The organism is Massilia sp. BGA-UO-ETr-WB1 (assembly GCF_059567845.1).
In genome coordinates this window covers 476,967-503,430 of the sequence record NZ_JCAQOT010000023.1, presented here as the reverse complement: position 1 = coordinate 503,430, position 26,464 = coordinate 476,967, and the positions used below count along the sequence as shown (strand labels likewise).

The 26,464-nt window shown below is 67.7% G+C and carries 18 protein-coding genes and 1 pseudogene; 2 read left to right on the top strand and 17 right to left on the bottom strand.

Going from position 1 to position 26,464, the window contains the following annotated elements; all coding sequences use genetic code 11:
* Positions 1 to 32: 32 nt before the first annotated feature.
* From AC56DV_RS10820 to AC56DV_RS10760, 13 genes are all read right to left on the bottom strand, one after another.
* Positions 33 to 1,889 (bottom strand): glycoside hydrolase family 2 protein, encoded by a 1,857-nt coding sequence (locus AC56DV_RS10820; RefSeq protein WP_496314275.1) that lies wholly within the window; start codon positions 1,887 to 1,889, stop codon positions 33 to 35.
* 166 nt (positions 1,890 to 2,055) lie between these two features.
* On the bottom strand, positions 2,056 to 3,126 hold the full coding sequence (locus AC56DV_RS10815; RefSeq protein WP_496314274.1) for a thioredoxin family protein: 1,071 nt from the start codon (positions 3,124 to 3,126) through the stop codon (positions 2,056 to 2,058).
* Positions 3,127 to 3,253: 127 nt separating this feature from the next.
* On the bottom strand, positions 3,254 to 3,823 hold the full coding sequence (locus AC56DV_RS10810) for a PEP-CTERM sorting domain-containing protein (protein ID WP_496314273.1): 570 nt from the start codon (positions 3,821 to 3,823) through the stop codon (positions 3,254 to 3,256).
* 16 nt (positions 3,824 to 3,839) lie between these two features.
* Positions 3,840 to 6,188, bottom strand: coding sequence for a family 43 glycosylhydrolase (locus AC56DV_RS10805; protein ID WP_496314272.1), 2,349 nt, complete (start codon positions 6,186 to 6,188; stop codon positions 3,840 to 3,842).
* A gap of 145 nt (positions 6,189 to 6,333) precedes the next feature.
* The gene (locus tag AC56DV_RS10800; protein ID WP_496314271.1) at positions 6,334 to 7,815 is read right to left on the bottom strand and encodes a leucyl aminopeptidase; all 1,482 of its coding nucleotides are present in this window, start codon (positions 7,813 to 7,815) and stop codon (positions 6,334 to 6,336) included.
* 19 nt (positions 7,816 to 7,834) lie between these two features.
* Positions 7,835 to 8,671: a tryptophan 2,3-dioxygenase gene (gene kynA / locus AC56DV_RS10795; RefSeq protein ID WP_496314718.1), complete on the bottom strand. Its 837-nt coding sequence runs from the start codon at positions 8,669 to 8,671 to the stop codon at positions 7,835 to 7,837.
* Positions 8,671 to 9,921, bottom strand: a complete 1,251-nt coding sequence (gene kynU, locus AC56DV_RS10790) for a kynureninase (protein ID WP_496314270.1) — start codon at positions 9,919 to 9,921, stop codon at positions 8,671 to 8,673. Before kynU ends, kynA begins: the two co-directional genes overlap by 1 nt.
* 17 nt (positions 9,922 to 9,938) lie before the next feature.
* Positions 9,939 to 10,925 (bottom strand): N-acetyl-D-Glu racemase DgcA, encoded by a 987-nt coding sequence (gene dgcA, locus AC56DV_RS10785; RefSeq protein ID WP_496314269.1) that lies wholly within the window; start codon positions 10,923 to 10,925, stop codon positions 9,939 to 9,941.
* Positions 10,915 to 11,949 carry an N-acetyltransferase DgcN family protein gene (locus AC56DV_RS10780; protein WP_496314268.1) on the bottom strand — a complete coding sequence of 345 codons (1,035 nt, stop codon included), beginning with the start codon at positions 11,947 to 11,949 and terminating at the stop codon, positions 10,915 to 10,917. The genes dgcA and AC56DV_RS10780 overlap by 11 nt, the downstream gene beginning before the upstream one ends.
* 20 nt (positions 11,950 to 11,969) lie before the next feature.
* On the bottom strand, positions 11,970 to 13,466 hold the full coding sequence (locus tag AC56DV_RS10775; RefSeq protein ID WP_496314267.1) for a M81 family metallopeptidase: 1,497 nt from the start codon (positions 13,464 to 13,466) through the stop codon (positions 11,970 to 11,972).
* An 11-nt stretch (positions 13,467 to 13,477) separates the two neighbouring features.
* Positions 13,478 to 15,139: a serine hydrolase domain-containing protein gene (locus AC56DV_RS10770; RefSeq protein WP_496314266.1), complete on the bottom strand. Its 1,662-nt coding sequence runs from the start codon at positions 15,137 to 15,139 to the stop codon at positions 13,478 to 13,480.
* A gap of 19 nt (positions 15,140 to 15,158) precedes the next feature.
* A complete protein-coding gene (locus AC56DV_RS10765) occupies positions 15,159 to 16,523 on the bottom strand; it encodes an MFS transporter (protein WP_496314265.1) in 1,365 nt (454 codons plus the stop codon).
* A gap of 83 nt (positions 16,524 to 16,606) precedes the next feature.
* Positions 16,607 to 19,045, bottom strand: coding sequence for a TonB-dependent receptor (locus AC56DV_RS10760; protein ID WP_496314264.1), 2,439 nt, complete (start codon positions 19,043 to 19,045; stop codon positions 16,607 to 16,609).
* A 188-nt stretch (positions 19,046 to 19,233) separates the two neighbouring features.
* Here AC56DV_RS10760 and AC56DV_RS10755 point away from each other — a divergent pair, with 188 nt between their 5' ends.
* Both AC56DV_RS10755 and AC56DV_RS10750 read left to right on the top strand, forming a co-directional pair.
* A complete protein-coding gene (locus AC56DV_RS10755; RefSeq protein ID WP_496314263.1) occupies positions 19,234 to 19,812 on the top strand; it encodes an RNA polymerase sigma factor in 579 nt (192 codons plus the stop codon).
* Entirely contained in the window at positions 19,809 to 20,807 is a 999-nt protein-coding gene (locus AC56DV_RS10750; RefSeq protein ID WP_496314262.1) for a FecR family protein, read from the top strand. Before AC56DV_RS10755 ends, AC56DV_RS10750 begins: the two co-directional genes overlap by 4 nt.
* A gap of 24 nt (positions 20,808 to 20,831) precedes the next feature.
* Here AC56DV_RS10750 and AC56DV_RS10745 read toward each other — a convergent pair whose 3' ends face one another.
* The 4 genes and pseudogenes from AC56DV_RS10745 to AC56DV_RS10730 all read right to left on the bottom strand — a co-directional run bounded on the left by AC56DV_RS10745 (position 20,832) and on the right by AC56DV_RS10730 (position 26,407).
* On the bottom strand, positions 20,832 to 23,909 hold the full coding sequence (locus AC56DV_RS10745; protein WP_496314261.1) for a glycoside hydrolase family 2 TIM barrel-domain containing protein: 3,078 nt from the start codon (positions 23,907 to 23,909) through the stop codon (positions 20,832 to 20,834).
* A 53-nt stretch (positions 23,910 to 23,962) separates the two neighbouring features.
* Positions 23,963 to 25,714 carry a PQQ-dependent sugar dehydrogenase gene (locus tag AC56DV_RS10740; RefSeq protein WP_496314260.1) on the bottom strand — a complete coding sequence of 584 codons (1,752 nt, stop codon included), beginning with the start codon at positions 25,712 to 25,714 and terminating at the stop codon, positions 23,963 to 23,965.
* Between the two features lie 114 nt (positions 25,715 to 25,828).
* Positions 25,829 to 26,207: pseudogene (locus AC56DV_RS10735) on the bottom strand (type II toxin-antitoxin system VapC family toxin).
* The gene (locus AC56DV_RS10730) at positions 26,204 to 26,407 is read right to left on the bottom strand and encodes a type II toxin-antitoxin system VapB family antitoxin (protein ID WP_496314259.1); all 204 of its coding nucleotides are present in this window, start codon (positions 26,405 to 26,407) and stop codon (positions 26,204 to 26,206) included. The pseudogene AC56DV_RS10735 and the gene AC56DV_RS10730 overlap by 4 nt, the downstream one beginning before the upstream one ends.
* Between the last annotated feature and the right edge of the window lie 57 nt (positions 26,408 to 26,464).

Genomic DNA, 26,464 nt, shown 5'->3' with positions numbered 1-26,464 from the left:
TCTTTTGACTAAAGATCCGGCAACCGATCAAGCTACTTCCCCGCCTTGCCGCGATAGTAGTCCGCCAGCACGCCGAAGGCCTGCTTGCGCACCCCGGTTTCAGAGAGCAGCCCCTTGCGGTTCCAGCCGTTCTGGAATACCGGGTGCTCGCGGCGCGGCGACTGGAAGTCCTTCAGTATCCACGGCGACATGCCGGCCAGGGTCGGAATCGCGTCAGCCATGGCCAGCGTGCTGCGGTAGTACCCGGCCTGGTACTCTTCGGTGAACTTCTTGTTGCCGTCATTGCGGTAGCCGGCCAGCGCGTCGGCGCCGAATTCGGACAGGATCAGCGGCCGGTCCGGCGGCACCTGCCACTTCAGGCCGGGCAGCGCGTCCAGCGTGTCGCTGCCGTACCAGCCGGCGTAGGTGTTCACCGCCAGCACGTCCAGCTTGTCGGCCAGCGGGTCGTCGATCGCCGTCACGTCCTCGCCGTTGACCTTGCGGCGCTCCACCAGCAGCGCCGCGCTGACCAGGCGGGTGGGATCGAGGGCGCGCACGTTGTCGGCCATGGCGCCGTGGAAGCGCGTGCGCGGCGCCGACACCGGCGTTTCGTTCCCCACGCTCCACATCACCACCGAAGCGCGGCTACGGTCGCGGTAGATGGTTTCGGCCTGCATCGCCAGCGCCTTGCGCAGCACGGCCGGGTTTTCCCAGTCCACGCTCCAGTAGACCGGAATTTCACTCCACACCAGCAGGCCCATTTCATCGGCCAGGCGCAGCGTCACTTCCGAGTGCGGATAGTGGGACAGGCGCACGTAATTGCCGTTCAGGCCGTGCTTGATCTCGTGCAGCAGCGCGCGCGCGGCCGGCTCGGTGATGTTGCGCGCCGGGTTGGGGCCGAACTCCTCTTCGTGCAGCGAAATCCCGCGCAGGAAGATGGGTTTGCCGTTCAACAGGATCTGCCTGCCCTTGACGGCGATGGTGCGGAAGCCGATGCGGTCGCGCACGGCGTCATCGCCGGCGGCAAAGCGCACGTCGTAGAGTTTGGGGCTGTCCGGCGACCAGCGCTGCAGCCCGGCCGGCGCGGCGATGTCGAACACGGCGCGGCCGCCGGCGTCGGTGACTGCGCTGACCGTGGCCAGGCCGCCTATCGCCACGCTGACCTTTTGGCGCGCCGCCTGCGGCCCCTGCAGGCGCACTTCGCCGGCGATGCGGCCGTCGGGCTTCAGGTTCAGGGTCGCGTCGTCGATGAAGGTGGCCGGCGTGTACACCAGGCGCACCGGGCGCGTAATGCCGCCATACAGGTCCCAGTCGGTGATGACGGTGGGGATGGACTGGGCGTCATGGCTGGAATCGGCGCCCACCGACAGGCGGTTCTCGCCGTTGCGCAGCGCGTCCGTCACTTCCAGCACGAAGGGGGTGAAGCCGCCTTCGTGGCGGCCGATCTCCTTGCCGTTCAGGTAGACGTAGGCGCGGTAATTCACCGCCTCGAAGCGCAGGAAGGCGCGCCCGCCGTTCAGCGGCCTGGACTGGAACTTGCGCTGGAACCAGATCAGGCCGTCGTAGTAGCGCAGCTCGGGCCTGGCCGCGTTCCAGGCGCCGGGCACGGCGATCGCCGGACCCCGGTCCAGGTCGAACTCGAAGAAGTCGGTGCCGCCCCTGGCTTCCAGGGCCGCCACGTCCAGGTCGCGGTAGCGCTGCATGCGCGACTTGGCGACCCAGCCGTTGATGTCGTTCAGGCCTGTGCGGTACAGGTCTTTCGAGTAGGTCCATTGCCCGGACAAGTCCTGCGCCTCGCGCGACGGCGAGGCGGTCAGCAGGAAGGCGGGACGCAAGTCTTCGGCTGCGGCGCAGATGGCGGCCGCACTGCAGCAAGCGGCGGCGATCAGGATGGCGATGAATTTTTTCACGAGGCCCGGCCGCTGGGCGGCTTTCACTGTTTAGCACACTAATATATTAGTCGAGAAACGTGAGTGAAATCATGCACGAACAATCAACTTGGTGACTCGTTCAGGTCTGGCTTACTCTGGCTGACGCACGGCCGCTTGCGTGTTACGCGAACGGCCGTGCCCCGGATCAGCCGAAGGTGAATGCATACGCCTCGGCGCCCTTGTCCAGGAAGCGGATCTCGAGCCGGCGCTCGCGCACCTTGCCGGACTGGCGCACCAGCTGGTACAGGCGCGTGGCGGAGATGACGCCGTTACCTTCGGCGTCGATGTCGGCGCCATGGTCCGCGCCCGGCGGCTGGCCGTCCAGCGTGACCTTGATGCGCACGCTGGCGCCGGCCTTGCCCGGCCCGGCCACCAGGTGCAGGTCGCGCGCGCTGAAGCGGTGCGCAATGCCGGCATCCGGCTGGCCGGCCGCCGCGCTCTCGGCGCCCACCGTCCACTGCCCGGACAAGCCCCACTCGTTCAACCGCAGCGCGCCGACGGAGTACTGCTGCGGGCGGTCTTCGCGCACCCGTTCGGCCGAGCTGAAATTGGCCGCCTGGCGGTAGCCGATGTAGGCCTCGCCGGAACGGATGTTGCCGAGATCGGGCGCCGCCTGTTCGGCAGCGGCGGGCGGATTCACCAGGCCCATGTCGACCGCGCTGCCGCGCGCTTCGGCCAGCAGCGACTGGATGGCGCGTTCCATCTTGTCGAAGTCGCCTTCGCCGAACTGCTTGTAGCGGATCTTGCCGTTGGCATCCACCAGGTAGTAGGCCGGCCAGTAGCGGTTGCCCCAGGCCTGCCAGATGGCGTGGTTGCTGTCCACGGCGATCGGGAAGTCGATCTTGAAGCGGCCCACGGCGGCGTTCACATTGGTCAGGTCCTGCTCGAACTTGAACTCCGGGGAGTGCACGCCGACCACGGCCAGGCCCTGGTCCTTGTATTTGTCGGCCCAGGCGCGCACGTAGGGCACGGTGCGGATGCAGTTGATGCAGGAATAGGTCCAGAAATCGACCAGCACCACTTTGCCGCGCAGCTGCCTGGTCGTGAGCGGCGCCGAATTGAGCCAGGTGACGGCGCCGTCGAAGCCGGGCGCGGTGCCCTCCACTGGCAATTTGCTGCGGAATGGTTCCGCAGGTGCGGCGGACACGCCGGCCGCCGTTATCGCCACCAGGGTGGCCGCCACGCTGCCGATCAGCGCCAGGTAAACACGTTTCATCTGCATGCCTCGTCTATGGATATTGTCGATGCTTGCAATTACACCGCGCCGCTGTGTCGGGCAGATGTCCGTATGCGCTCCCAGTGTATCCGCACACGGGCGGGATACACTGGGATACAAACGGATTTCAGTGGCGGCGCCAGCGGCGCGCCAGCATCAGCCCCATCGCGGCCGCGCCGAACAGCGCCAGCGACGGCGGCTCCGGGACCACCATGTCATCCATGGCCCACTGGGTGCCGCTGCTGTTGTAAATGACCAGCGTGTCGATGCCGCCCCAGTTCAGCTGCACCCACAGGGGTGTGATGGTGTCGATGACGAAGGACGCCGCCGTCGAGTGCAGCAACTGGCCATTGCGGTAGCCCTCGAACGCGAGTTCCTGCTCAAACCAGGCGGAGGTAAAGAACGCGCCGACGAAGTCGAAGGTGCCCTCCCCCGCCTTGGAAATCGCCGCCGTGCCGCCATCGCGGTTGTAGGCCGCGTTGGCATGCGAAACCGTACCCGCCTCGTAGCCGCTGCCCGGGAAGGCATCCGAACGGATCGAGCCCATATTGTCCCAGACCAGGCCCTGGTAGCCGCCGGCGATCGATTGCGTGAAGTCGCCGGATAAATCGTCGAAGTTGATCACGCCGGCGAAGGCGCTGGCGGAACAGGCTCCGAGCAGCAGGGACAGCATCATCTTTTTCAGCATTTTAGTCATGTTGTTTCTCCCTGATTCAGCGCGCGAGGCTGGAAATTTCCGCATCGGTCAACGCCGAGCCGTAGATGCGCAGATCGTCCATCGAGCCTTTGTAAGGCACGTCCCACCAGTTCACGCCCAGCGCGAACACGCCGCTGGTGGTGGTGAACACGTTCGGGAAATTCACGCCGCTGTAGCGCTTCACGCCGTTGACGTATACGCCGACCGCGCCGTTGTTGACGGTGAGCGCCACGTGCGACCACTGGCCGGTGGGGATGTTCATGCCCAGGCCGGCGTCGTACCACGCGGTGCCCGACCACAGCATGCTGGCGCCGCCGACGCCGTCATGCCCTTTCGGCAGGAAACTGATCCACGAATCGCCGCTGCTGGCGCCGAAGAAGGTGGTGGTGAACGCCGTCAGCTGCGCCGGCTTGAGCCACATGGCCACCGTGTAGTTGTTGGTCGAGATCAGGCCGTTGGGCAGGCGCACGCCGCTGGCGCCGTTGAACACGGCGGCGCTGCCTTTCATGCCGGCCTCGTAAGCCAGGCTGCCGCCGGCGATATCGATTTTGGCGCCGATGACGCTGCCGGCGCCGAAAGTGCCGGTCGAATCGGCCAGGCTGCCGTCGAACGCATAGTGGGCCAGCATGCCGCCTATTTTGCGGACCGTGACGGTGAAGGTCTTGACGACAGTCGAGGCTCCCTTGGTGATGGTGGCCGTCAGCGTGAGGGTGACGTCGCTGGCCGGGCTGGTGACCACGCCCGTATTGCTCAGTACAGCCGGATTCGACGATGTCCAGCGTATCACCGCATCCCGCGCGCCGACGGTCGGCAGCGTCAGATTGCCGGTGACGGCGCTGGTGTTGCCGAGACTGAGTTCGTTATAGATGGCCGCCGTCACCTGCGCGTCGGTGCGGGGAATCAGGCGGCTGCCCATGATGGAAACGCCTTCGCGCGAGGTGGCGGAAAACGTCATCACGTAGCTCTTCGACGTTTCGTCCCACTGGCTGAGGAACACGCCCTTGAAGGGCGACGAGCCGGGCAGGCTAATCTCGATCCGGTTGGTGCCGGTCAGCGTCCAGGTGCCGGAGGCCGCGCCGCTGACCGTGCCGTTCACGTTGAGCGTGATGAGCCTGGACTTCTTGATGGTGGCCGAAATATCCTTGGCGTGGTTGACGAACATGTAGTCGCCGAGGACGAATTCGCGGCGCACGGTGGCGAGGGTTTCATTGGTGTTGCGGTACGGCGCCACCACCGGCCAGCCATCGGCGTTCATGAACATCTGGTGCACGCGGACTTCGTGCTGTTCGCCGCGCTCGGGGAAACGGCTGTGGAAAATCAGGAAGTGCTTGCCGGTGGCCGCGTCGTAATAGGCCGAGTTATGGCCGGCCGATACGTAGCCGGTGCCGATGCCCGTGCCGGCGTCGCCTATCCTGCGCTCGAACAGGAAATTGCCCATGATTTTCACGCCGTAGGGCGCGATCGATGCGTCGTCGAACAGCGGCTTGGCAGGGTCCGATTTGACGTTGGCCATGCTGACGCCCTGGGAGTCCAGATACGGACCGTCCGGCGAGGTGGCGCGCGCCACGCGCATGTTGTAGCCGCCGGCCGCGTCCAGCCCGCCGAATGAGGTGAACAGGTAGTAGTACTGCGTGACGGGGCTGTACATCACGTATGCGCCTTCGATCCGCGCGTGGTTGCCGCCTATCAGGCGCTTGCCGTAGCCTTGGTTCGGCAGCGGCATGCCGTTGGTGGGATTCATCTGCATGATGAAAATGCCGCCGGAGTAGGAGCCGTATGTCATCCACAGGCGGCCGCCGTTATCGAAGAACACGTTCGGATCGACGGTGTTCGGGTGCTTCAGCGCGTCGTAGACTGTGCCGTCATGGCTGGCCTGCCCCCACATGCCGGACTTCAGGATCACGCCCTTGTTCACGTACGGGCCTTCGATATTGTCCGCCACCGCAATGCCCAGCGCGGAGCGCGGGGAATCGCCTTTGCAGGCGTTGTAGTACATGTAGTACTTGCCGTCCGCCAGGCGGATAACGTCCGGCGCCCACAGCGTGGTGGTCTGCGCCCAGCTGAAGGTCTCGGCCAGTTCCGTGTACACGTTGCTGGAGCCGTTCAGGAACAGCTTGTTGGTGGCGCTGACGGAATCGGTGATCTGCTGCCAGCGCATCAGATCGGTGGATTTGGCCGACGCCAGGTGGGAACCGAACACATAGTAGGTGCCGCCGGACTTGATCACCGAGGGATCGTGGACGGCGGCGTTCTGGAACGTGACGGGCGCAGGCGCTGCCTGCGCGGCGGCGTTCGTTGCGTGAGTGGACAGCACGGAAGAGGCCAATAAGGCGCACGCGCCCCATAGCGATAAGGTCTTGGTCAATTTTTGTCTCCGATATTTTTATCGTTTTTTTAAGCCGTGTTCGGCCGAATGCACGATATCGCAGACGAAATTTCGCGTCCAATGACCTTTTCCGACGCCGCGATATCCAAACGGGTATCGGCGCCCGCCGGGCCTCGCCCGCCCGTCAGGCGCGCGCCCGCGCCAGCAGGAAGGCCACCAGCAGCGGCACCGGACGGCCGCTGGCGCCCTTGGTTCCGCTCCCGCCCCAGGCGCTTCCGGCAATGTCCAGGTGCGCCCAGTTGTAGGCGCGCGTGAAATTCTCCAGGAAGCAGGCCGCCGTGATGCTGCCCGCGCCCGGGGTGCCCAGGTTGGCCAGGTCGGCGTACTCGGACTTGATCTGCTCCTGGTAGGCGTCGCCCAGCGGCATGCGCCAGGCCAGGTCGCCGCTGGCGCGCCCGGCCGACAGCAGTTCGCCGGCCAGCGCGTCGTGCGCCGCATCGTCGCGGGTAAACAGGCCGGAATGATGGTGGCCCAGCGCCGACACGCAAGCGCCGGTCAGCGTGGCGATATCGACCACGGCGGCAGGCTTGAAGCGCGCCGCGTAGGCAAGCGCGTCGCACAGCACCAGGCGCCCTTCGGCGTCGGTGTTTTGCACTTCCACGGTCAAGCCGCTCATCGAGGTGACGATGTCGCCGGGTTTGACGGCACGCCCGGAAGGCATGTTTTCGCACGCTGCCACCAGGCCGATCACATTCAGCGGCAGGCCCAGTTCGGCGATGGCGCGGAAGGCGCCGAGCACTGCGGCGGCGCCGCACATGTCGTACTTCATCTCGTCCATGCCGGCGCCCGCCTTGAGCGAAATGCCACCCGAATCGAAGGTGATGCCTTTGCCCACTAGGACCACCGGCGCCTGCCGGGGCTTCCCGCCCATGTGCTTCAGGATGATGAAGCGCGGCGGCACATCGCTGCCGTCGGCCACGGCCAGCAGGCAACGCATGTCCAGCTGTTCGATCTGTTTGCGCTCCAGCACCTGCACGCCGGTGCCCCAGTCGCGGCCCAGCGTGCGCGCCGCCTCGGCCATGTAGGCCGGCGTGCAGATGTTGGCCGGCAGGTTGCCCAGATCCTTGCACAGCTCCACGCCGTTTGCGGTGGCCAGTGCCTGGGCCAGTGCCGCCTTGGCTTGCGCGTCCGGCTTCGCGGCCAGCACGATGCGCTTCACTCCGGCGGCGGGCGGTTCCTTGCGGCTTTTCAATCCATCGCGGCGGAACACACTGTCGCGCGCGGCCGCCACCACGCAGCCGATGGCCCATGACTGGCCGCGCCCCGCCACCGCATCCAGCGACAGCGCCACCGTTGCCTGCGCCGTTCCCAGCGACGCGAACGCCGCCAGCATGGCCCGCACCGCCGTGCCGAAGCTGGCTTCCGTTACGGCGCCCTGCGCGCCCTGCCCACCCAGCCCCACCAGCAGCACGCGCGCCATGCCGCCCACCCCGCGCAGCAGCAGCGTGGAACCGGGCTTACCGCTGATGTCGCCTGAACGCATCGCCGCCGTGACCGCGCCCTCGCCGTCCAGCTCCCGCGCTTGCACCGACAGGCGCCCCAGTTCGAATACGCCAACCGCGACGCAGCCGCTGCGCGGGTCTTGCTCCTTGATCCTGAATTCCATGCTCTCTTTCGTTCTCTTTCTATAATTGGGTGCGCAGCGCGAACAGCTCCGGGAACAGCACCGTGTCCAGCATCTTGCGCAGGTAGCTGGCGCCGGCCGTGCCGCCGGTGCCGGCCTTGAAGCCGATGATGCGTTCCACCGTCGTCACATGGCGGAAGCGCCACAGGCGGAACGCGGTTTCGAGGTCGACCAGCTTTTCAGCCAGTTCGTACAGCGCCCAGTGCCGGGACGGGTCGCGGTACACTTCCAGCCACGCCGCCTGCACCGAGCTGTCGGCTTCAGCGGGGCTGGTCCAGCCGCCATCGATGCGCTGCGGTGCGATGGCAAAGCCGCTGCGCGCCAGCAGCTGAACCGCTTCGTCGTACAGCGATGGTGCGTGCAGCTCCCGCTCCAGCAGCGCGTGGCGGGCCGGTACGCTGGCATGGACCGCCAGCATGGCCGGATTCTTGTTACCGAGGATGAACTCGATCTCGCGGTACTGGAAGGACTGGAAGCCGGACGATGCGCCGAGATAGGGCCGCAGCGCCGTGTATTCCGGCGGCGTCATGGTCGCCAGCACATCCCACGCGTGCACCAGCTGGTCCATGATGCGGGCCACCCGCGCCAGCATCTTGCAGGCCGGCGCCGGCTCGCCCTGCCGCACCGAGGCGCGCACGGCGTGCAGTTCGTGCAGCATCAGCTTCATCCACAGTTCGCTGGCCTGGTGCTGGACGATGAACAGCATCTCGTCGTGCGCTGGCGACAGCGGGTGCTGCGCCGCGAGTATGCTGTCCAGCGCAAGGTAGTCGCCGTAGCTCATCGAGGTGCTGAAATCCATGCGCGCCCCGTGCCACTGCTCATTGCCGCCGCGCGTCATCACGTCACCGCGCCGCGTTCGGCGGCGGCGTCATAATCTTGCCGCTCCAGGATGTGGCGCAGGATCTCCACCGCGTCCCACACATCGGCAAAGCTGGTGTACAGCGGCGTAAAGCCGAAGCGCATGATGGCCGGTTCCCGGTAGTCGCCTATCACGCCGCGCGCAATCAGTGCGGCCATGACCGCGTAGCCGTGCGGATGCGTAAAACTGACATGGCTGCCGCGCCGCGCATGCTCGCGCGGCGTGACCAGCTCCAGCCGGTGGCCGGCGCAGCGCGTTTCCACCAGGCCGATGAACAGGTCCGTCAGCGCCAGCGATTTGGCGCGCAGCGCCGCCATCGTGGTGAGCGCGAACACGTCCAGCCCGGCCTCCACCAGCGCCAGCGACACCATGGGCTGCGTGCCGCACAGCGCGCGGCCGATGCCGGCGGCGGGCGCGAAGTCGGGCGCCATGGCGAACGGCGCTGCGTGGCCCCACCAGCCCGACAGCGGCTGCGTGAACCCGGCCTGGTGCCGCCGGGGTACCCAGATGAAGGCCGGTGCGCCGGGACCGCCGTTCAGGTACTTGTAGCTGCAACCGACGGCGAAGTCGGCGCCGTCCGCGTCCACCGCCAGCGGCACGGCGCCGGCGGAATGCGCCAGGTCCCATACCGTCAGCGCGCCCTGCGCATGGGCGCGGGCGCTGACGGCCGCCATGTCGTGCTGGTAGCCGGTGCGGTAGTTCACGTGGGTCAGCATCACCACGGCCGTGGCGGCGTCGATCGCGGCGGGCAGTTCGGCGGCCGAATCGACCAGCCTGACCGTGTAGCCGCGCTCCAGCCACGCCGACAGGCCCTGCGCGATATAGATATCGGTCGGGAAGTTGCCGCGCTCGGTGACGATGACGCGCCGTCCGGCATGCTCCGGGCGGCGCGCCTGCAGGTGCAGCGCCGCCGCCAGCGCCTTGAACAGGTTGATGGAGGTGGTGTCGGTCACCACCACCTCCCCTTCGGCGGCGCCGATCAGCGGCGCGATCCGGTCGCCCAGGCGTTTCGGCAGTTCGAACCAGCCGGCCGTGTTCCAGCTGCGTATCAGCCCTTGTCCCCATTCCTGGGCGATCACTTGCCGCGCGCGCGCCATGGCGGCGGCGGGCGCCGCGCCCAGCGAGTTGCCGTCGAGGTAAATCACCCCGCCGGGCAGATCGAAGTGCGCGCGCAGCGGGGCGAGCGCATCCAGTGCGTCGCGCGCGATGCAGTCATCACGGCTGGTCATGCCGGCGCTTTCAAAGTCTATCCCCACAGCTCGGCCTCCGCCGCGCCCAGCAGCGCTGCCTGGTAGCGCATGGCTCCGGCCCGGTCCTCCCGCAGCAGCAGCGGTCCATCCAGGTCGACGTAGGTGCACTCTTGGGCCACCAGGTGGGCCGGCGCCATGGCCAGCGAAGTGCCGCCCATATTGCCCACCATGAGTTCGAAGCCCATTTCCCGGGCGCGGCGCGCCAGTGCCAGCGCTTCGGTGAGTCCGCCGCACTTGTCCAGCTTGATGTTCACGTACTGATAGCGGCCAACCAGGCCGTCCAGCGAGCCGCGGTCGGTGCAGGATTCGTCCGCCGCCAGCGGGATCGGCGATTTCAGGCCGTCGAGCTGCGCGTCCGTGCCCCGGGGCACGGGCTGCTCGATCAGCTCCACGCCCTGGGCCTGCAGCTCGGGCAGGATCTGTTCCAGCAATTGCCGGCTCCAGGCCTGGTTGGCGTCGATCACCAGCCGCGCCTCCGGATGCTCTTCGCGCGCGAAGCGCACCATGTCGACGTGGCGGGTGGCGTCGGCCTTCAGCTTCAGCAGCGGGAAGTGGCGCGCAGCGCGGATCTTGCGCCGCACGTCCGCCTCCGTCCCCAGGCCAATGGTGTAGGCGGTCAGCACCGGCGCCGCCTGCCCGCGGCCGGCCAGTTGCCAGGCCCGCTTGCCCGCCTGCCTGGCGCGCAAGTCCCACAGCGCGCAGTCGAGCGCATTGCGCGCGCCGCCGGCCGGCAGCCATTGCGCAAGCTCCGCATGCGACACGCCGGCGTGCAGCAGCGGCGCCACGGCGCCGATCTGCGCGGCGATCGACTGCGGCGTCTCGCCGTCGTAGGACACGCCGGCGGCCTCGCCCCGGCCGGTGTTGCCCTGCCCGTCGTGCAGGCTCACCACCAGCACGTCGATGGCAGTCAAGGTCTCACGGGCGATTTCAAACGGTTCCTGCAAGTGCCAGCTTTCCAGCGCGATGGCGCATTCAATTGTCATGACTATTCTCCTGTTGGTGTGCGATGGCGGCGGTCAAGGCTTCGACGCCGCCACGGATGGGGTCAACCACGGGCAGGCCCAGCTCGGCCTCGACGCGGTCCCGGTAGGACCGCCACGCCGCCTCGTCCAGCGACGACGAGTTGACGCTGATGCCGATGCAGCGGATGGCCGGATTGGTCAGGCGTCCGGCCTGCAGATAGACCTCGATGGCGTTGGCCAGGCGCGGGGTCTGGAAATCGGGCAAGGCGTCGAGGTGGGTGCGGCTCGGGTCGTGGCACAGCACCAGCGCATCCGGCTGCGAGCCGTGCAGGAGCCCCAGGCTGACACCGGCGTAGGCGGGATGGAACAGGGAGCCCTGCCCCTCGATCACGTCCCAATGGCCGCCGGCGTTGTCGGGCGAGAGCTGCTCGGCCACGCCGGCAATGAAGTCGGCCACCACGGCGTCGATGGCGACGCCGGCGCCGGCGATCATGATGCCGGTCTGGCCGGTGGCGCGGAAGGTGGCCGGCACGCCGCGCGCCTGCAGCGAGCGGGCCAGCGCCAGCGCCGTGTACTTCTTGCCGAGCGCGCAGTCGGTGCCCACCGTCAGCAGGCGCAGGCCGGCGCGCTTGCGGCCGGTGCCGGTGACGCGCGGCCAGTCGCCGTGCCGCACGTCGTGCAACTGCACGCCGGCCGCAGCGGCGGCGGCCACCAGTTCGGGTATGGCGCGAAGGCGCGTGTGCAGGCCGCTGACGATGTCCAGGCCCGCATTGGCGGCTTCGATCAGCGTCGGCAACCAGTGCGGCGGCAGCTGCCCGCCGGCGGGGGCGATGCCTATCAGCAGCGAGCCGGCGCCGGCGCCGGCGGCGGCGGCCTGCGCCACGCTCAGGGCGGGCTTGCCGGTGCTGACGGTGGCGCCGGCAAAGCGCAGCTCGCCGGCGACGTCGGCCGGGCACCATTCGGCTACGCCGAGGGCGGTCTTGGCGGTGACGGCGGAAGTGGCGTCGCCGAGGAAAAGCAGATAGGGTTTGCGAAGTTTCAGCATGAAGTGTCCGTTCTAGTGGTTCAGCGCCAAGCCGCGTGCGGGTGGGCGACGCGCGGCCAGTAATCGAGGTTGCGTACCCGGTACGGCAGGGCCGCGAAGTCGGGTGCGATGGCGCCGGGGGTTGAGGCATAGAGCACCGCGCTGGAGATGGGCGCGAACTCGGCGTGGAAGTGGATGGCGGACTTCACCACCACCAGCTTCTTGTCCTCCAGGCTCAGGCCAACGCCGGTGAAGGCTTCGGGCGAGAAGATCTGGCCGCGCAGCGACGCGAGCAGGATGTGCACCTGGTTCGGCCCTTCGAGCCAGACGCAGGTGCCCAGCCCTACCCGCCCGCCTATGGCCGCCGCGCTCTGGCTGTGGCCTTCAACCACCGCGCGCACGGTCACGCGCAGGTCCAGCGGCTGGCCCGAGGCGGGGCCGCACTTGCCGCCGATGCGCAGGTCCATGGCCGCACCGACGCCGGCGTCCTTGCAGATCTGGATCGCGCCCAGGTCCCAGAAGGCGCCGATGGCGACGTTGCCGATGCCGCGTTCGATCAGCCACCGCAGCACGAAGGTGGAGTCGCCGGGCGCGCCGCCGCCGGGGTTGTCGGCTACGTCGGCCAGCACCACAGGGCCGGCGTTCTGCGCCATCGTCTTCTCCAGGGACAGGTTCAACGCCTGGTTCAATGCAGCGTCGAGCTGCAGCACCTGCACGCCCGCCGTTTCGCGCAATTCCCAGAACTCGTGCGCCAGCTGCCCGGCCAGCTTTTCGGCCAGCGCCGTGTCGTTATCGGTGACGACCCACAGCTTGGCGCCGGAATCGGCCACGTCGCCCCACGGGAAGCCGTGGCCCAGCGACACCGACAGCACGCCGTCCCGCCCCTCGAAGGATTGCATGCGCTGCACAAATCCCTTCATCGGCTCGCGCGTGGTCTGCCACGCGCCCACCATCTTGCAGTCGAATACGGCGGTGACCGGGCTCACCCGCCCCGCGTGCGTGTCGGCCAGGATGCGGTAAAGCTCCCGCGCGCGCTCCGCGATATCGGTGTGCGGATACTCCTTGAAGGCGATGATGACATCCGCCGACGCGCGCATCCGTTCCGTGAAATGGCAGTGCAGGTCAAGCTCGGCGCCCACCGGCACGCCGGGGCCGACAATGTCGCGCACGCGCGCCAGCAAGTCGCCTTCGCAGTCGTCGTAGCCGTCGGCCGCCATCGCGCCGTGCAGCATCAGCTGCACCGCGTCGACCGGCAGGGCCGCGCGCAGGTCGGCCAGCAGCATCTCGCGCAGCTCCTCGTAGACCGCGCGCACGGTGCGGCCCGACGGCTCGGCCAGCGTGCACAGGCCTTCAACCACCTGGTGGCCGTCGGCCTCCATCATCGAACGGCAGGCATGCATGATGGCGCCGGTGCCGGCGGGATCCTTGCGGCTGCCGTCGCCCCGGAAAATGCCGCATTCCTCGAAGCCGCCGCGCCCGGTCGGCGTGGTGGCGAAGGTGTTGGTCTCGGTGGCCAGTTGGGCAATAAAGAATTTCATCGCGCCTCCCTTCAGTCGGCCAGGCGCTCGAAGCGCAGGTTGCGCGTGCGGTGCGTGTTGATGCGGAACGCCTTGACGGCGCCGTCCGAGCGCTCGGCGCTGAGCACGCCGCGCATGGGCGGGTATTCGCCGCCGAAACGCAGGCCGAAGACCAGGTCCGAAAACGCTTCCAGCACCATCACGTCGCAGCCGTGCGCGCCGAATACTTCCAGCCGCAGCTGGGCACCTTCGAAGCGCATCAGCGCATCGGCTCCAAGGTCGGGCGCGTGGTAGCGGCCCAGCAAAGCCTGGCCCACTTCCGCCAGGGGCGGCGGCGTGGCCGGCAGGCGCTCGTAGCGCTCGGCATGGCCGCCCTCGCTGAGCGTCAGCGTGGGCGGCGCCTCCTGGCCCTCCGCCGCCAGCGCGGCAGCCGGCACTTCCAGCGGGCCCAAGGCCACCTCTTCGAAACCGATGCGCAGGCCGGCACCGTGCTCCGTCATCGGCACCGGCATGCCGTCCAGGAAGGTCAGTCCCAGCTTACCGTCCGGCGCTTCGACAAAGCCGCACACCAGCCCCGAGGCGCCAGCGTGGTAGCGCGTTCCCAGCATCGGCTGGAAGCGCCCGGCGGCCGCCTTCTCGCCGGCCGCGCAGGGCAAGGCGTCGCCCAGCATGGCGTCGATGATGCTGTAGCCCAGGTCCATGGGGTTGGCCTGCGCGCCGTTGGTCATGATGATGATGTCCAGCGCATGGCTGGGCACCGTGATCATCTGGCAGGTGCCGCCGACCACGCCGCCTGCGTGGTGGATCACATCCACGCCACGGTAATCGTGCAGCATCAGGCCCAGGCCGTACGGCGCCGCCAGCCCGTTGTTGAGCGTGGCGCGGGTGGTCATCTGGCGCCAGCTGGCCGCGCTGCCCACCGTCTTGTTCTCAGCGCGCAGATGCGCCAGCCAGGTCAGCATGTCGTCCAGCGTGGAGATCATGGCGCCCTCGCCCCGCAGCTCCTCGGTCGGAAAGATGCCGAGGCGCCAGCCGCCGCCCTGTTCGGGCGGGCGCGGCACGTGCAAGGTGGCCATGCCGCGATGGATGTCGAAATCGCTGGGCGCCGAGACGGTGTCGGTCATCCCCAGCGGCGTGAAGATGCGCTCCTTCAGGAACTGCTCGAAAGACATGCCGGCAACCTGTTCGATCACCAGCGACAGCAGGTGGTAGCCGCCGTTGCAGTACAGGATTTTCTCGCCCGGCGCGAAATTCACCGCCGTCTGGCGCAGCTGCGCGGCCAGGGCCTCGCCGCGCGGCTTGATGGCCATGCCGTCGCCGATCGAGGCCAGGTCCACGTAGCAGCGGTAGCCGCTGGTGTGCGTCATGAGCTGGCGCAGGGTCGCCCCGCCCCGCAGCGGCGGCAGCGCGGGGAAATAGTTGCGCACGCTGGCGTCGATATCGAGCTTGCCGTCTTCGGCCAGCAGCAGCGCCGCCAGGCAAGTGAAGTGCTTGCTGGTCGAGCCTATCCGCATGCGGGTCCAGGCGGTGTTGGCCACGCCCAGCTCGACGCTGGCCAGGCCGAAGCCGCGCCGGTACAGGCGCTGCCCATGCTGCGCCACGCCGACCACCAGGCCGGGGGCGTCGCTGCGGTTGTGGGGCTGGAACAGGGCGTCCAGCGCGGCGGTCTTTTCGTTCAAGTTTGCTTGGTTCATGGTGTCTCCAGTAAAGCGGTCAGGCCCCGCGCAGCGCGAGCTCGGGGTGGATTTTTTCGACGGTGTGCACAAAGGGCTTCTCGGCCGTCCACATCACCACGGCGCCCAGCACGAAAGCGGCCGCGCCGACGCCGGCCATGGCCATCAGCAGCCCTTGCGCGCTGCCGTGCAGCAGATCGGACAGCGCGCCGACCAGCACCGGGCTGAGTGCCGACAGGCCCACGGTCACGCCAGTGCCGATGGCGATCAGCCTGGAGCGCAGCTCGGCCGGGGTCATGTCCTGCAGCAGGGTCGGCACCAGCACGCTGCCTGCGATCAGCGCAGCCACCTGCATGCCGAACAGCAGGTACAAACCGCCGGCGCTGTGCACGACCGGCATCAGCACCGACGCCAGCGCAGCCACTGCCGAACCGATGGCAACCACGCGGACCGGCGTGGCCAGCCCGGCACGTCCGCGCATCATGCGTATGCCCGTAGCGCCCAGCGCCGCCCCGGCGGCAGTGCCCAGCAGATAGGCCAGACCGATGCCCTGCCCCACCTCGGCGGTGCTGGCGCCGAACACGCGCGCCGCCACGATGGGCGCCCAGTTGGCGCCTGCGGCGATGCCCAGCGCCAGCATGCCGGAGCCGCCGAACACGCGCAGCATCGTCCGGCCATGGGCGCGCACATAGGCAGACAGCACAGGCTTGACGCGCGCCGGCGGCGCATCGGCGCCGCTGCGCTGCGGATGCAGGCGTATCAGCAGCACTCCCAGCGCCACCAGCGGGCCTGGCAGCGCCACGGCCAGGAAGGCCAGGCGCCACGTCTCCAGCGTTTGAAAGGCCGGCGGCAGCAGCAGACGCACACTGTCCAGTGCCTGCACCAGGGCGCCGCTGAGGGCCATGCCCAGGCCCGACCCGAGGATGGCGGCCAGCGTATAGATGCCGTTGGCCAGCACGCGGCGGCGCTCAGGCACGATCTCCGGGATCAGCCCGTAGACGATGGGCGCCAGCCCGGCCTCGCCTATTCCCAGGCCGATGGCGGCGATGAACAGGGCCGTAAAGTCCTGCGCCAGGCCGCACGCCGCCGTGGCGGCCGTCCATACCAGCACGCAGGCGGCCAGCAGGGTGCGGCGGCCGTAGCGGTCCGCCATCCAGCCCAGCGGCACGGCCGCCACGCCGGCGAACAGGGTAATGCCGACACCCTGCAGCAAGCCCAGTTTGGTGTCGGACAGGCCCAGGCTTTGCCGCATCGGCTCGGCCAGCAGCGCGAGGATCTGCTTGTCCAGCGCGCTGAAAATGGTGGCGATGACCAGCACCAGCAGGCCGTAGCCGGCCAGCAAACCGCTCGCCCTGGAAACGATGGGCTGCGGCGGCGCAGCGAAATGCAAGACGTGATTGTCCATGAGCGTAGCCCTTAGATAAAAAATGGATAAGTGGATCCGACGGCGGCAACGCCGTCGCAAGTTCGGCTAACCGCCCGGGCGGCTTAGAAAGGCACCGTCAGGGTGGCGCCCAGCGTGCGCGCCCGCGCCAGCGAAATCCAGACCGGTCCGCCCAGCGCCTGCACCGTGCTGTCTGCCGCCAGCTGCGCGCGCTTGTCGAGCACGTTGCGCACGAACAGCGCGAGGCTGTATCGTTTGAAGTCGATCCCCGCCTGCAGATCGGTCAGCGCGTAGGCCGGCAAGCGGTACAGCGGCAGCGCGTCGCTGCCGGCGAAGCCAGCGTTGCGCGCGCCGACGTAGCGCTGCGCCACCCCGGCATAGCTGGCAAAGCCGGCCAGGTCGAACGCATAGCTGGCGCCCAGGCTGGCGGAGAAGCGCGCGCTGGCGGGCAGGCGCGCACCGGCCACGGCGCCCAGGCCGGGCGCATCCTCGGTCAGCGCGGCATCGAGGTAGGCTGCGTTGCCGGAAAACGTCCAGTGCGCGTCGGGCCGGTAGCCGAGCATCAGCTCGGCGCCGCGCACGCGCGCCGCACCGGCATTGACGATCACCGATACGCCGTTGACCGGCCGGTATTGCTGGAGATCTTTCCAGTTCAGATTGAAAGCGGCCGCCTGGACCGACAGGCGCTTGCCCAGCAAATCCGCCTTGTAGCCCAGCTCATAGCTGGTCAGCGTATCGGGCCGGAACGCGGCAGGTCCGGTCTGCTCGCCGGTATTCTGATCGTTCAGCACCGCGTTCGGACCGCCGGGACGGTAGCCGGTGGCCGCGCGGACATACACCGAGCTGGCCGGCGTCAAGCCATAGCGCGCCGTCAGCAGCCAGGTGCGGCTGGTGTCGCCTGAATGGGCATCGATGCTTTGCCGCCCCCCGGCCAGCATGCCGTCCGAATTCTGCACGTACTCCTGCTTGTTGCGCGCCACCCTGAGGCCGCCCGTCACGGACAGGCTGTTGGCAAACTTCCAGGTCAGGTCGCCGTACAGCGCCGCCTCCCGGTACTGGGCCGGTATCGCCGTCGTCAACAAATCCGGACCGGGCGCGCCGCCGGGCAGTTTGCTGTCAACCAGTTGCCGATTGCTGCTTTTTTCGTGGTTGTAGTAAAAGCCGGCCAGCCATTCGAGCTGTTTGTCGGCCCTGGACGTCAGGCGCAGTTCCTGGGTGGTCTTGTCCAGCGCTACCCTGACTGTTCCTGTCGTACTGTCCAGGTTCATGCCAAACCCTGCCAGCAGCGGCACGTAGCCGGTGGTGAGGTCGATCACGGCGCTCGACCGCACGCGCTGGCGCGACGTAATCGAGTTGAGACGCGCCCAGCCGAAGTCGTACTCGAGGTCCGCCGCCAACAGGCCGATCCTGACGCCATAGGGCTCGGCTGCGTACAAGCGCCGGATGTTCTCGCCTTGGACGGGCCTGCCGGTGGCGGCGCTGTAGTCGACGAAGTCGGTGCCGTCGCGGCGGATTTCCTGGGTGGTGCCGGTCAGCCGCAGCTTGAACTGGTTGGTGGGCGTGAGCAGCACGGAGACGCGGGCGCCGCTGGTCTTGCCACGGTCGCTGTTCTCGCGGCTGACCGGACCGGCGCTGTCGACGCTGCCGCCCGCGCGGTCGCTGAAGGCGGAGATGCGAAAGCCGGCGACATCCTCCTTCAGCGGCACATTGACGACCGCGCTGGCCGTATGCCCGGCGCCGCCGTCCCGGGTGCCCGACGCGCTCAGCGCCACCTTGCCGGAAAACTCGAAGGTGTCCGGCTCGTTGGTCACGTACTTGAGCAGGCCGCCCATCGCGCTGGCGCCATAGAGCGTACCCTGCGGACCGCGCAGCAGCTCGATGTGGCTAAGGTCCAGCAGCGCCATGTCGAGCGCCATCTGGGCGCCGTTCGCCGAGGCGGTGCTGGAACCGAAGGCCACCTCGTCGATGTACACGCCGACGGTGGAAATGGTCTGGGTGCCGGTGCTGACGCCCCGGATCGTCAAGGTGCCGATGCCGGGGCCGCCGGTGCTTTTGACGTCCACGCCGGCCTCGTTGTCCAGGTAGTCCTGCAGGGACTTGGCGCCGGAGCGGCTCAGCTTTTCGGTCGACAGCCGGCTCACCTGCATCGGCACCTCGCGCGCCGGCTCGCGGCGCCGGGTGGCGCTGACGACGACGGTGTCGATGGCTGGCGCTTCGGTCTCGGCGCGTTTCGCCGGTTTGGGCGGCGGCGCATCGACAAAGATCACCAGCGCGCCCGAAACGTCGCGCCGCACCGACAGCGTGGTGCCCTCGAGCAGCTGCCGCAAGGCCTCGTCGGCCGACAGCGCGCGCTTGATGCCCTTGGTGCTGCGGCCCTTGACGTCCTCTATCTTGTAGATCAGCTGCGTGCCCGACTGCGCCGCGTAAGCATCCAGCGCGGCCTTCAGCTCACCGCCGGCGATATCGAAATTGCGCTCCTGGGCCTGCACGCCGGCGCACAGTGCCACTGCGCCAGCCACTGCCAGGCGAACCAGGAGGTTCATCGTTGTTTTCGGTTTCATTGTTTTCTTTCTTTTTAGGGTGTCTCCACCAAACAAAGACGAAGCCCGCGCCGCAATCCGGTATGAATTTAATTCAAAAATATATTTCGTTGTGGGATACCGGATTTTTTTCACCGCCTCGTCTTAAGATATAGGACGATGGCTGTACCGCTAAAATGCGAGGAGTCGGATTGAAAGATGATGAATTAAGCGCCTGGTTTGTCGAACAGGTCCTGCCGCTGGAAGGGGTGCTCGAACGCTATTTGCGCCGCAACTGGCGCGATGCTGGCGAGATCGCCGATTTGCGGCAGGAAGTGTATGCGCGCGTCTACGACGGCTGCGCGCAGCGCCGGCCCGAGTCGGCCCAGGCGTTCGTCTTGTCGACGGCACGCAACCTGCTGATCGACCGGGCGCGCCGCGCGCAAATCGTTTCGATCGAGACCTTCGCCGACATGGATACGCTGGCGCCGACCATCGATGAACTGAGCCCCGAACGCCACCTGGCCGCGCGCAGCGAGCTGCGGCTGCTGCAGCTGGCACTGAACCTGCTGCCCGCCCGATGCCGCGAAGTGGTGGAACTGCGCAAGATCGAAGGCCTGTCGCAGCGCGAGGTCGCCTCGCGCATGGGCATCACCGAGGACACGGTGGAACGCCAGGTGTCCAAGGGCGTGCGCGCCTTGGCGGTGGCGCTGCAGGCGGCCGCGCTGGGTGGCGGCGCCGCTGCTGCTGCTGCGGCGGCGGCGGCGCGCAAAGAAGGAACCATACAATGAAATCCGAGGAACTGAACCACATCGAGGCCTGCGCGGCCGACTGGATTGCCGAGCGTGACAGCAACGACGCCGGCTTGCCATCCGAGCGCCAGCAGGCGCTGGACGCGTGGCTGAACGCATCGACCGCCCACCGCGTGGCCTACCTGCGCCTGGACCGCGCCTGGCGCCGCGCCGACCGCCTGCGCGCGCTACAATCGCCCACCATCGCCCTTGCGGCCGAACCGCCGCAACGCACGCGCCTTGCCTGGATGGCGCGGCCGCCGGTGTACCGCGCGGCCGCAGGCCTCAGCCTGGCCGTACTTGCCCTGGTGCTGGTGGCCGATCTTGGCGGGATTGGCGGTTTCGGGAAATCCGATACGCAGCGCTACGCCACCGCACGCGGCCAGCGCGAATCGGTGGCATTGGCCGACGGCTCGCACCTGACGCTGAACACGGCCACCCAGCTGCGCACGGCCGTGACGCCGCAGACGCGCGAGGTATGGCTGGATCAGGGCGAGGCCTTTTTCGACATCGCCCATGATGCGAAGCGGCCTTTCGTGGTCCACGCCGGGAAGCAGACCGTGACGGTGCTGGGCACCAAATTTTCACTGTTCCGCGAAGGCGACCGGCTGCGCGTGGCGGTGCTGGAAGGCCGCGTGCAGGTGAAGACCGCGCGCAGCAGTGCCACCGTGCTGGCGCGCGACGATGCCGCCGTGGCCGATGTCGCCAATGTGCTGGTGACCCGGAAGTCCAGCCAGCAGTTGAGCGCCAGCTTGAGCTGGCTGCAGGGCAAGCTGGTGTTCGACCAGGTGAGCTTGGCCGACGCGGCGCGCCAGTTCAACCGCTACGGCCGCAGGCAGCTGGTGATCGAGGACGACGCTGCCGCGCGCATCGCAATCGGCGGCGTATTCGACGCGCACAATGTGGAAGCCTTTGCGCGCCTGCTGCACGTGGGCTTCGGCCTGAACGTGCAAACGGACGGCGACCGCATCCGCGTTTCCAGCCCCGCGTCCTGACGCAGCAAGCCCTGCCTGGCAAGGCTATTGATCGTAGCTGTGGAAGAACGGCTTGAAGACGCCCCTGGCCGGCGCAGGCTCGCCGAACCAGCGCACCAGCGCCTGCGGCCAGCCCGTCCCCAGCGGGACCAGCGGCACCAGCGTAAAGGAGCCGGCGATCTGCGGGCTATTCTCCGCCAGGTAAGTCACTTCCGGCGTGGTGCCCTTGTTGCCCAAGCCGCCAACGAAGGCGTTGTGGCTCAACAGAGTGCGCTCGCCGTCGCGCTCCACGGCGACGTCGCCGGGCTGCATGGCCACCGCAAAACCGGCGCCCCGGCTTTCGCTCAGCAGCGCCAGCTCGGTGCCGCGCCTGTTGCCCTGGAAGCGCAGGTCCGCGCGGTTCAGGTGGTACAGCCCGAATTCATTGAGCATGTCCTTGCCGGGATAGCCGGCGTACGGCCCCTGCCCGATCCAGCGGAACTCGTCCACGCCCGCAGGCGCCACCACGGACAGGCCGGCTTCCGACAGCAGGCCTGAAGCAGCGACGGGCGAAAATGCGTACGAGACCGTGATGGCGCCATTGGCGGCAATGTCGAGCTGGTAGCCGCCGCGCAGGCTATCTCGCACTGCAGCGCCCCCAGCACCGCCGCTTGCCGGAGGCGGTGCGGCGCCCGGTGCGCCCGGCATCAAATCGTCGAACGGCTGCGACTGCGAGCGCGCCACAGCGGGTGCGTCCTTGCCATCCGGTGGCAGCGGATACTCGCCCGACACGGCCAGCAGCACCTTGCCGTCTCGCTTTTGCGCCGTGACCACCGGATTCTCCAGCCGCGTGAGGGTGGTCTTCAGCCAGAGGCCCGACTGCCTGGCGCGCAAGGCCTCCGCCATCAGCGGCTTGCGCCCGGAATGCGGGTAAATGCCGTCCACCAGCACCTTGCCTGCGTGGTCGCGTATCGTCAGCGCGCCCGAGGAACGCTGCGCCGTCAGCACCCATTGGGGCAAGGTGACCTGTATGCCGTGCGCGCTCTCGCTGATGACGGGTTCGCCCTGCGGCGGCAATCCGGCGGGCCAGCCGGCGCGGAGACTACCTTGCAGATTGAGCCGCACGGTGCGCTCATTGATCTGCATGCCGCTTTCATCGACCGCCCGCAGCTGCAGCGCCAGCACGTCGCCCTGCGCCCCGGCCGGGATGTCCAGCGGGATCCGCACAACTTCTTTGCCGCGCGCCGCAGCCGTCACGCCCGCCCGGCCCCGGCCGATCTCCTTGCCGTTGCGCTGCAGCGACCAGTGCAGGCCGATGCCGCGCAGCGGCCTGAAGTCGTAGCGGCTTTCCACGGTGATGGCTACCTGCTGCCGCCCGGCCTTCACCGGCGCGCTCTGCTCAAGGAACCGCACCGGCGCATACACTTTGCGCATCTGCCAGTAGTCCGTTTGCGGCGTGCGGTCCGCGTACACCACGCCGTCGCTGCCGTCCAGTCCATGCGTGTTGTAGTAGCGCGTCCGGTCGAGCCACGCGTATTGCGTCGGTTTGGACGGATCCACCGCCGTGGCGCTGGTGCTCAGGATGCCCTGGTCCATGAAGTGCCATACGGCGCCGCCGGCGAGCACCGGGCTGTTCTGGATGGTTTCCCATTGCTCCTGCAAGCGGTCTGTCGCCAGGCCCAGCGCGTGCGCGTACTCGGTGACGATGGTCGGCCGCTTGAGCGTGGCCGCGTAGTCCACCAGGCGCGCGTTGCTTGGGTAATGCGGCGCGTGGATATCCACCCAATCCGGAATTTTCTGGTAGTTCGCAGCGAAGTAGCTGCCGATCTTCGGGTAGGTGACGGGCCGGGACGGATCGAGCTGCTTCGCCAGCCGCCCTGCTTCCAGCTCCACCTCCGTCACCGGGTTCTCATTGCCGATGCTCCAGATCAGCACCGAAGGCCGGTTCTTGTCGCGCGCGATGGTCGGTTCCACCCGCGCCAGGATGTTGTCCCGGTACTCGGGCTTCACCAGGTTTTTCTCGCCGTGCCCGATGGAGACTTCATCCATGACATAAAAGCCCATTTCGTCGGCCAGCTCCAGCAGGCGGACGTTGGGCGGATAGTGCGAGGTGCGGACGAAGTTGACGTTGGCCTTTTTCATCAGTTCCAGGTCGGCCCGCATCTGTGCTTCGGTGATGGCGCGGCCGTGCAGCGGGTCGAGGTCGTGGTGGTTTACGCCGCGCAGCTTGACCGGGCGCCCGTTCAGCAGCAGCACCTTGCCGTCGATGCGGACCTCGCGCAGCCCAACCCGCTCATCCACCGCGTGCACGGTCTTCCCCTGGTCCGACAGCGAAAGCTGCAAGCGGTAAAGCGCGGGCGTCTCCGCCGTCCACAGTTCGGGTTTGGCGATGCGCAGCACCGCGTGGCGGCGCGCGCCACCTTTGCCGGCCGGCGCCAGCAGGCGCGCATTCGCGGCGGTTGTGCCATCGGGCGCGATCAACGTGGCGCGCACCTCGCCCTCACCTTTGCTCAGCTCCACATCCACCGAGAACTCGGCGGCGCCGTTCGGCAGCAGTTTGGTGCTGGTCGCCAGGTCCGCGATATGCGCGGCGGGCACGGAGAACAGCGTCACGTCCCGGTAGATGCCGGACAGGGACCAGTCGTCGTTCAGGTCGAATTCGTATCCCGGCGGCCTGGTGGTCACGCGTACCGCCAGCGTATTGGCGGCATCGCCCGGCAGCAGGAATTCGGTGACGTCGAAGGTGTGGCGGTTGAAGGCGCTGGCGTTCGATGCGCCAGCCTTCCTGCCGTTGATCCACAGTTCGTAGCCAAACGCGACGCCTTCGAAGCGCAGGAATGTGCGGCGGCCTTGCCAGCTCGCGGGCACGCGGAATGTTCGCCGGTACAGGCCCAGGCCTTCCTTCAGCTCATCCGCATAGATTGGTTCGGCAAAGCCCTTGATTTCCCAGTTGGCGGGCACCGGGATGGTGTTCCAGCGCGACGCATCGAAGCTCGCGGACGTGAACTCCGCATCGGCGCCGGCGTCCTGCCCCGCGATGTATTTGAACGACCAGTCGCCGTTCAATGTGAGCGAGTAAGCTGGTTCCCTGGAGGCGTGGACGTTGGCGGCGTCCGCAGCGCCCGGCACTAGCAGTGAGTGCAAGGCAACGGCGAGACGAACCGCATGGCGAAGCCTGGTGCGGGACATGGAGGCCATCACTGCGCCGGTATTGCGCTGGCCGGCGCCACGCGCCAGATTTCGCCGGTGACATCGTCGACGATCAGCAGCGAGCCGTCGTCCTGCACCGCCACGGAGGACGGCCGGCCCCACACCTCCCGGTCGCTGACCACGAAGCCGGTGGCGAAGTCCTGGTAGGAACCGGTCGGCACGCCGTTCTTCATGAACACGCGCACGACTTTCGAGCCGGTGCGCGTGGCGCGGTTCCAGGAGCCGTGCAGCGCCAGGAACATGTCGCCGTTGTAGTCGGCCGGGAAGCGGCTGCGCGCGCCGGCGCCGGCCTCGTACGCCACCATGCCCAGCGGCGCGGAATGCGCCGTCACCAGCAAGTCCGGCTTGCTGACTTTGTCCTTCAGGTCCGGGCGGATGCCTTGCAGGCGCGGCTCTTCGTTGGCGCCGATGTAGTACCACGGCCAGCCGAAGAAGGCGCCGCGCGGCACGCGGGTCAGGTAATCGGGCGGCAGGTTGTCGCCCAGCAGGTCGCGCTCATTGACGCTGCAAAACAGGTCGCCGGTGGCCGGGTGCCGATACATGCCCACGCAGTTGCGCAAGCCGGTGGCGTGGGTGCGGCGGTTGCCGCCGTCCGGGTCGAAGGCCAGGACCACGCCACGGTCGGTCTCGTCTCCCCAGGCGCCGCCCAGCCCGTGCCTGGCTTCCCACTCGGCCAGCGGTTCGGGCGGGCGCCGGTCTATCCGCTCGCCGATGTTCGAGGCCGACCCGATCGACACATACATGGTCTTGCTGTCGGCCGAGAAGGCCAGCGTGCGGGTGGTGTGCGATCCGGGCGCCGCCACCAGCGACGGCACCACCACTTCCGGCGCGGCGCTAGCCATCAGGTCGCCGTTCTTGTATGGGAAGCGCACGATGGAATTGACGTAGGCGACGTACAGGTACTGCGGATTCGGCCCCACCGGCCAGAAAGCGAAGCCGAACGGACGGTTCAGGCCGGAGGCGAACACGCTGACCGTGTCGGCCTGCTCGCCCGTGGAGGAGCGGAATACCTTCATCAGGCGCTTCGGCATGGAGGACATGAACAGGTCGCCGTTGGGGGCCTTGACGAGCAGGCGGCCCTTGTCGGGATCGGTGGCCCACAGGTTGACCTTGAAGCCGGGCGGCACGGCGGGGAGCGTGTCTTTCGGGCGTTCCACCGTCTGCGGGTTGTTGCCCGCGCTGGGCGTGGCGAACGGCGCCGCGAGCTGGTCGGCGCGCACCTGGTGGATGCGTCCCGGCTGGTCCGCGCTCCAGTGGCCGCTGCCATTCGCTGCCGATACTGGTGCAGATGCCGGCGACGCTGGCGGAACTGATGCCGCCACGGCCCTGGCCGGCGGCGCCGCCGTGCCGGTGAGCGTCTTGAGGTAGCCGATCAGCGCCGCGCGATCGGCTTGGTCCGGCACGCTCATGGGCATCGTGGTGCCAGGCGTGTGGGCAGCCGGATCGAGAATGTACCGGTCCAGTTCGCTTTCGCTCCACGCGCGGCCGCTACTGCCTGCTGCAGCCAGGGCCTTGGAATAGGCATAACCGGGCGCGTCGGCGATGCGCCGCCCCAGCACGTTGAACAAGCCCGGTCCGGCAAGCGGCTGCAGGTTCGGCGTCGCGCTGTGGCACATGGCGCAGTTGGAAGCGAACAGCCGGGCGCCGTCGGGGGGCGCGGCGATGGCGGCAAGCGGGGTTGCGGCGACGGAAACGGCGGCGGAGAGGGAAAGCAGCAGGCGTGAGCGGTAGTTGGCCATATTGTGCGCGCTTGGATAGATAGGGAATTATCCCTTCAAAGGCGCCGCAATCCGGCTCACAAAAATGATTGTTTGAAACGACCTAGCCTATGTGCCGGCGCAGCCGTCACTTCACTACGGCAGGCGATGCGCCACACCAAAACGTTCAGCCAGCGTGGCGAGGCGCTTATCCAGCGTCCACAGCTTGGCCCCCGGCGTCATCAGCGTGGAGGCCAGCAAGACCAGATCGACCAGCCCGCATCCCATCCCGTATAGCGCTTCGCGCTCAATGAACACGACAGTCTCATGCACCCCGGGCCTGCTGGCTCATGGGCAGCAAACCAAGATCGTCCAGAGTCTGTGCCCTGGGCAACGGTGGCGTGCCGCACGCGATCTCTCCGATGACCATGGGATGCGTGAGCACCAAGTCCTGCTCGAGCAGCATGACAAGCGCGTCGTTGCGGTTGCGAAAGTGGCCGACCCATACTGAGGTATCGATCAGTACGCCACTCATTGAGCTGGTTCGGGCCGGTGACGAGGTATCTCAGCCATCGCCGGTGCCGCGCCGCCCAACGCCGCCAAACGCTTTGCCGCACGCACGCGCACGAAAGTCTTGATGGCTTCGCGGAACAGGTCGCCCTTGTCCATGGACGGGTCCGCAACCTCCAGAGCCTTGTTGTACAGGTCGTCGTCGATCGTAACCGTGGTTCGCATGACAGCCTCCCGAATCAATCGTGATGTCATTATGCATCTGGCCACGCATCACCACAA

What these genes read in the sequence shown, in the direction of transcription:
- AC56DV_RS10760 (WP_496314264.1), bottom strand. Translation starts at nt 19,045, where the DNA reads ATGAACCTCCTGGTTCGCCTGGCAGTGGCTGGCGCAGTGGCACTGTGC.
- AC56DV_RS10765 (WP_496314265.1), bottom strand. Translation starts at nt 16,523, where the DNA reads ATGGACAATCACGTCTTGCATTTCGCTGCGCCGCCGCAGCCCATCGTT.
- AC56DV_RS10750 (WP_496314262.1), top strand. Translation starts at nt 19,809, where the DNA reads ATGAAATCCGAGGAACTGAACCACATCGAGGCCTGCGCGGCCGACTGG.
- AC56DV_RS10815 (WP_496314274.1), bottom strand. Translation starts at nt 3,126, where the DNA reads ATGAAACGTGTTTACCTGGCGCTGATCGGCAGCGTGGCGGCCACCCTG.
- AC56DV_RS10780 (WP_496314268.1), bottom strand. Translation starts at nt 11,949, where the DNA reads ATGCTGAAACTTCGCAAACCCTATCTGCTTTTCCTCGGCGACGCCACT.
- kynA (WP_496314718.1), bottom strand. Translation starts at nt 8,671, where the DNA reads ATGACGCGCGGCGGCAATGAGCAGTGGCACGGGGCGCGCATGGATTTC.
- AC56DV_RS10800 (WP_496314271.1), bottom strand. Translation starts at nt 7,815, where the DNA reads ATGGAATTCAGGATCAAGGAGCAAGACCCGCGCAGCGGCTGCGTCGCG.
- AC56DV_RS10730 (WP_496314259.1), bottom strand. Translation starts at nt 26,407, where the DNA reads ATGCGAACCACGGTTACGATCGACGACGACCTGTACAACAAGGCTCTG.
- AC56DV_RS10770 (WP_496314266.1), bottom strand. Translation starts at nt 15,139, where the DNA reads ATGAACCAAGCAAACTTGAACGAAAAGACCGCCGCGCTGGACGCCCTG.
- AC56DV_RS10775 (WP_496314267.1), bottom strand. Translation starts at nt 13,466, where the DNA reads ATGAAATTCTTTATTGCCCAACTGGCCACCGAGACCAACACCTTCGCC.
- AC56DV_RS10810 (WP_496314273.1), bottom strand. Translation starts at nt 3,823, where the DNA reads ATGACTAAAATGCTGAAAAAGATGATGCTGTCCCTGCTGCTCGGAGCC.
- kynU (WP_496314270.1), bottom strand. Translation starts at nt 9,921, where the DNA reads ATGACCAGCCGTGATGACTGCATCGCGCGCGACGCACTGGATGCGCTC.
- dgcA (WP_496314269.1), bottom strand. Translation starts at nt 10,925, where the DNA reads ATGACAATTGAATGCGCCATCGCGCTGGAAAGCTGGCACTTGCAGGAA.
- AC56DV_RS10740 (WP_496314260.1), bottom strand. Translation starts at nt 25,714, where the DNA reads ATGGCCAACTACCGCTCACGCCTGCTGCTTTCCCTCTCCGCCGCCGTT.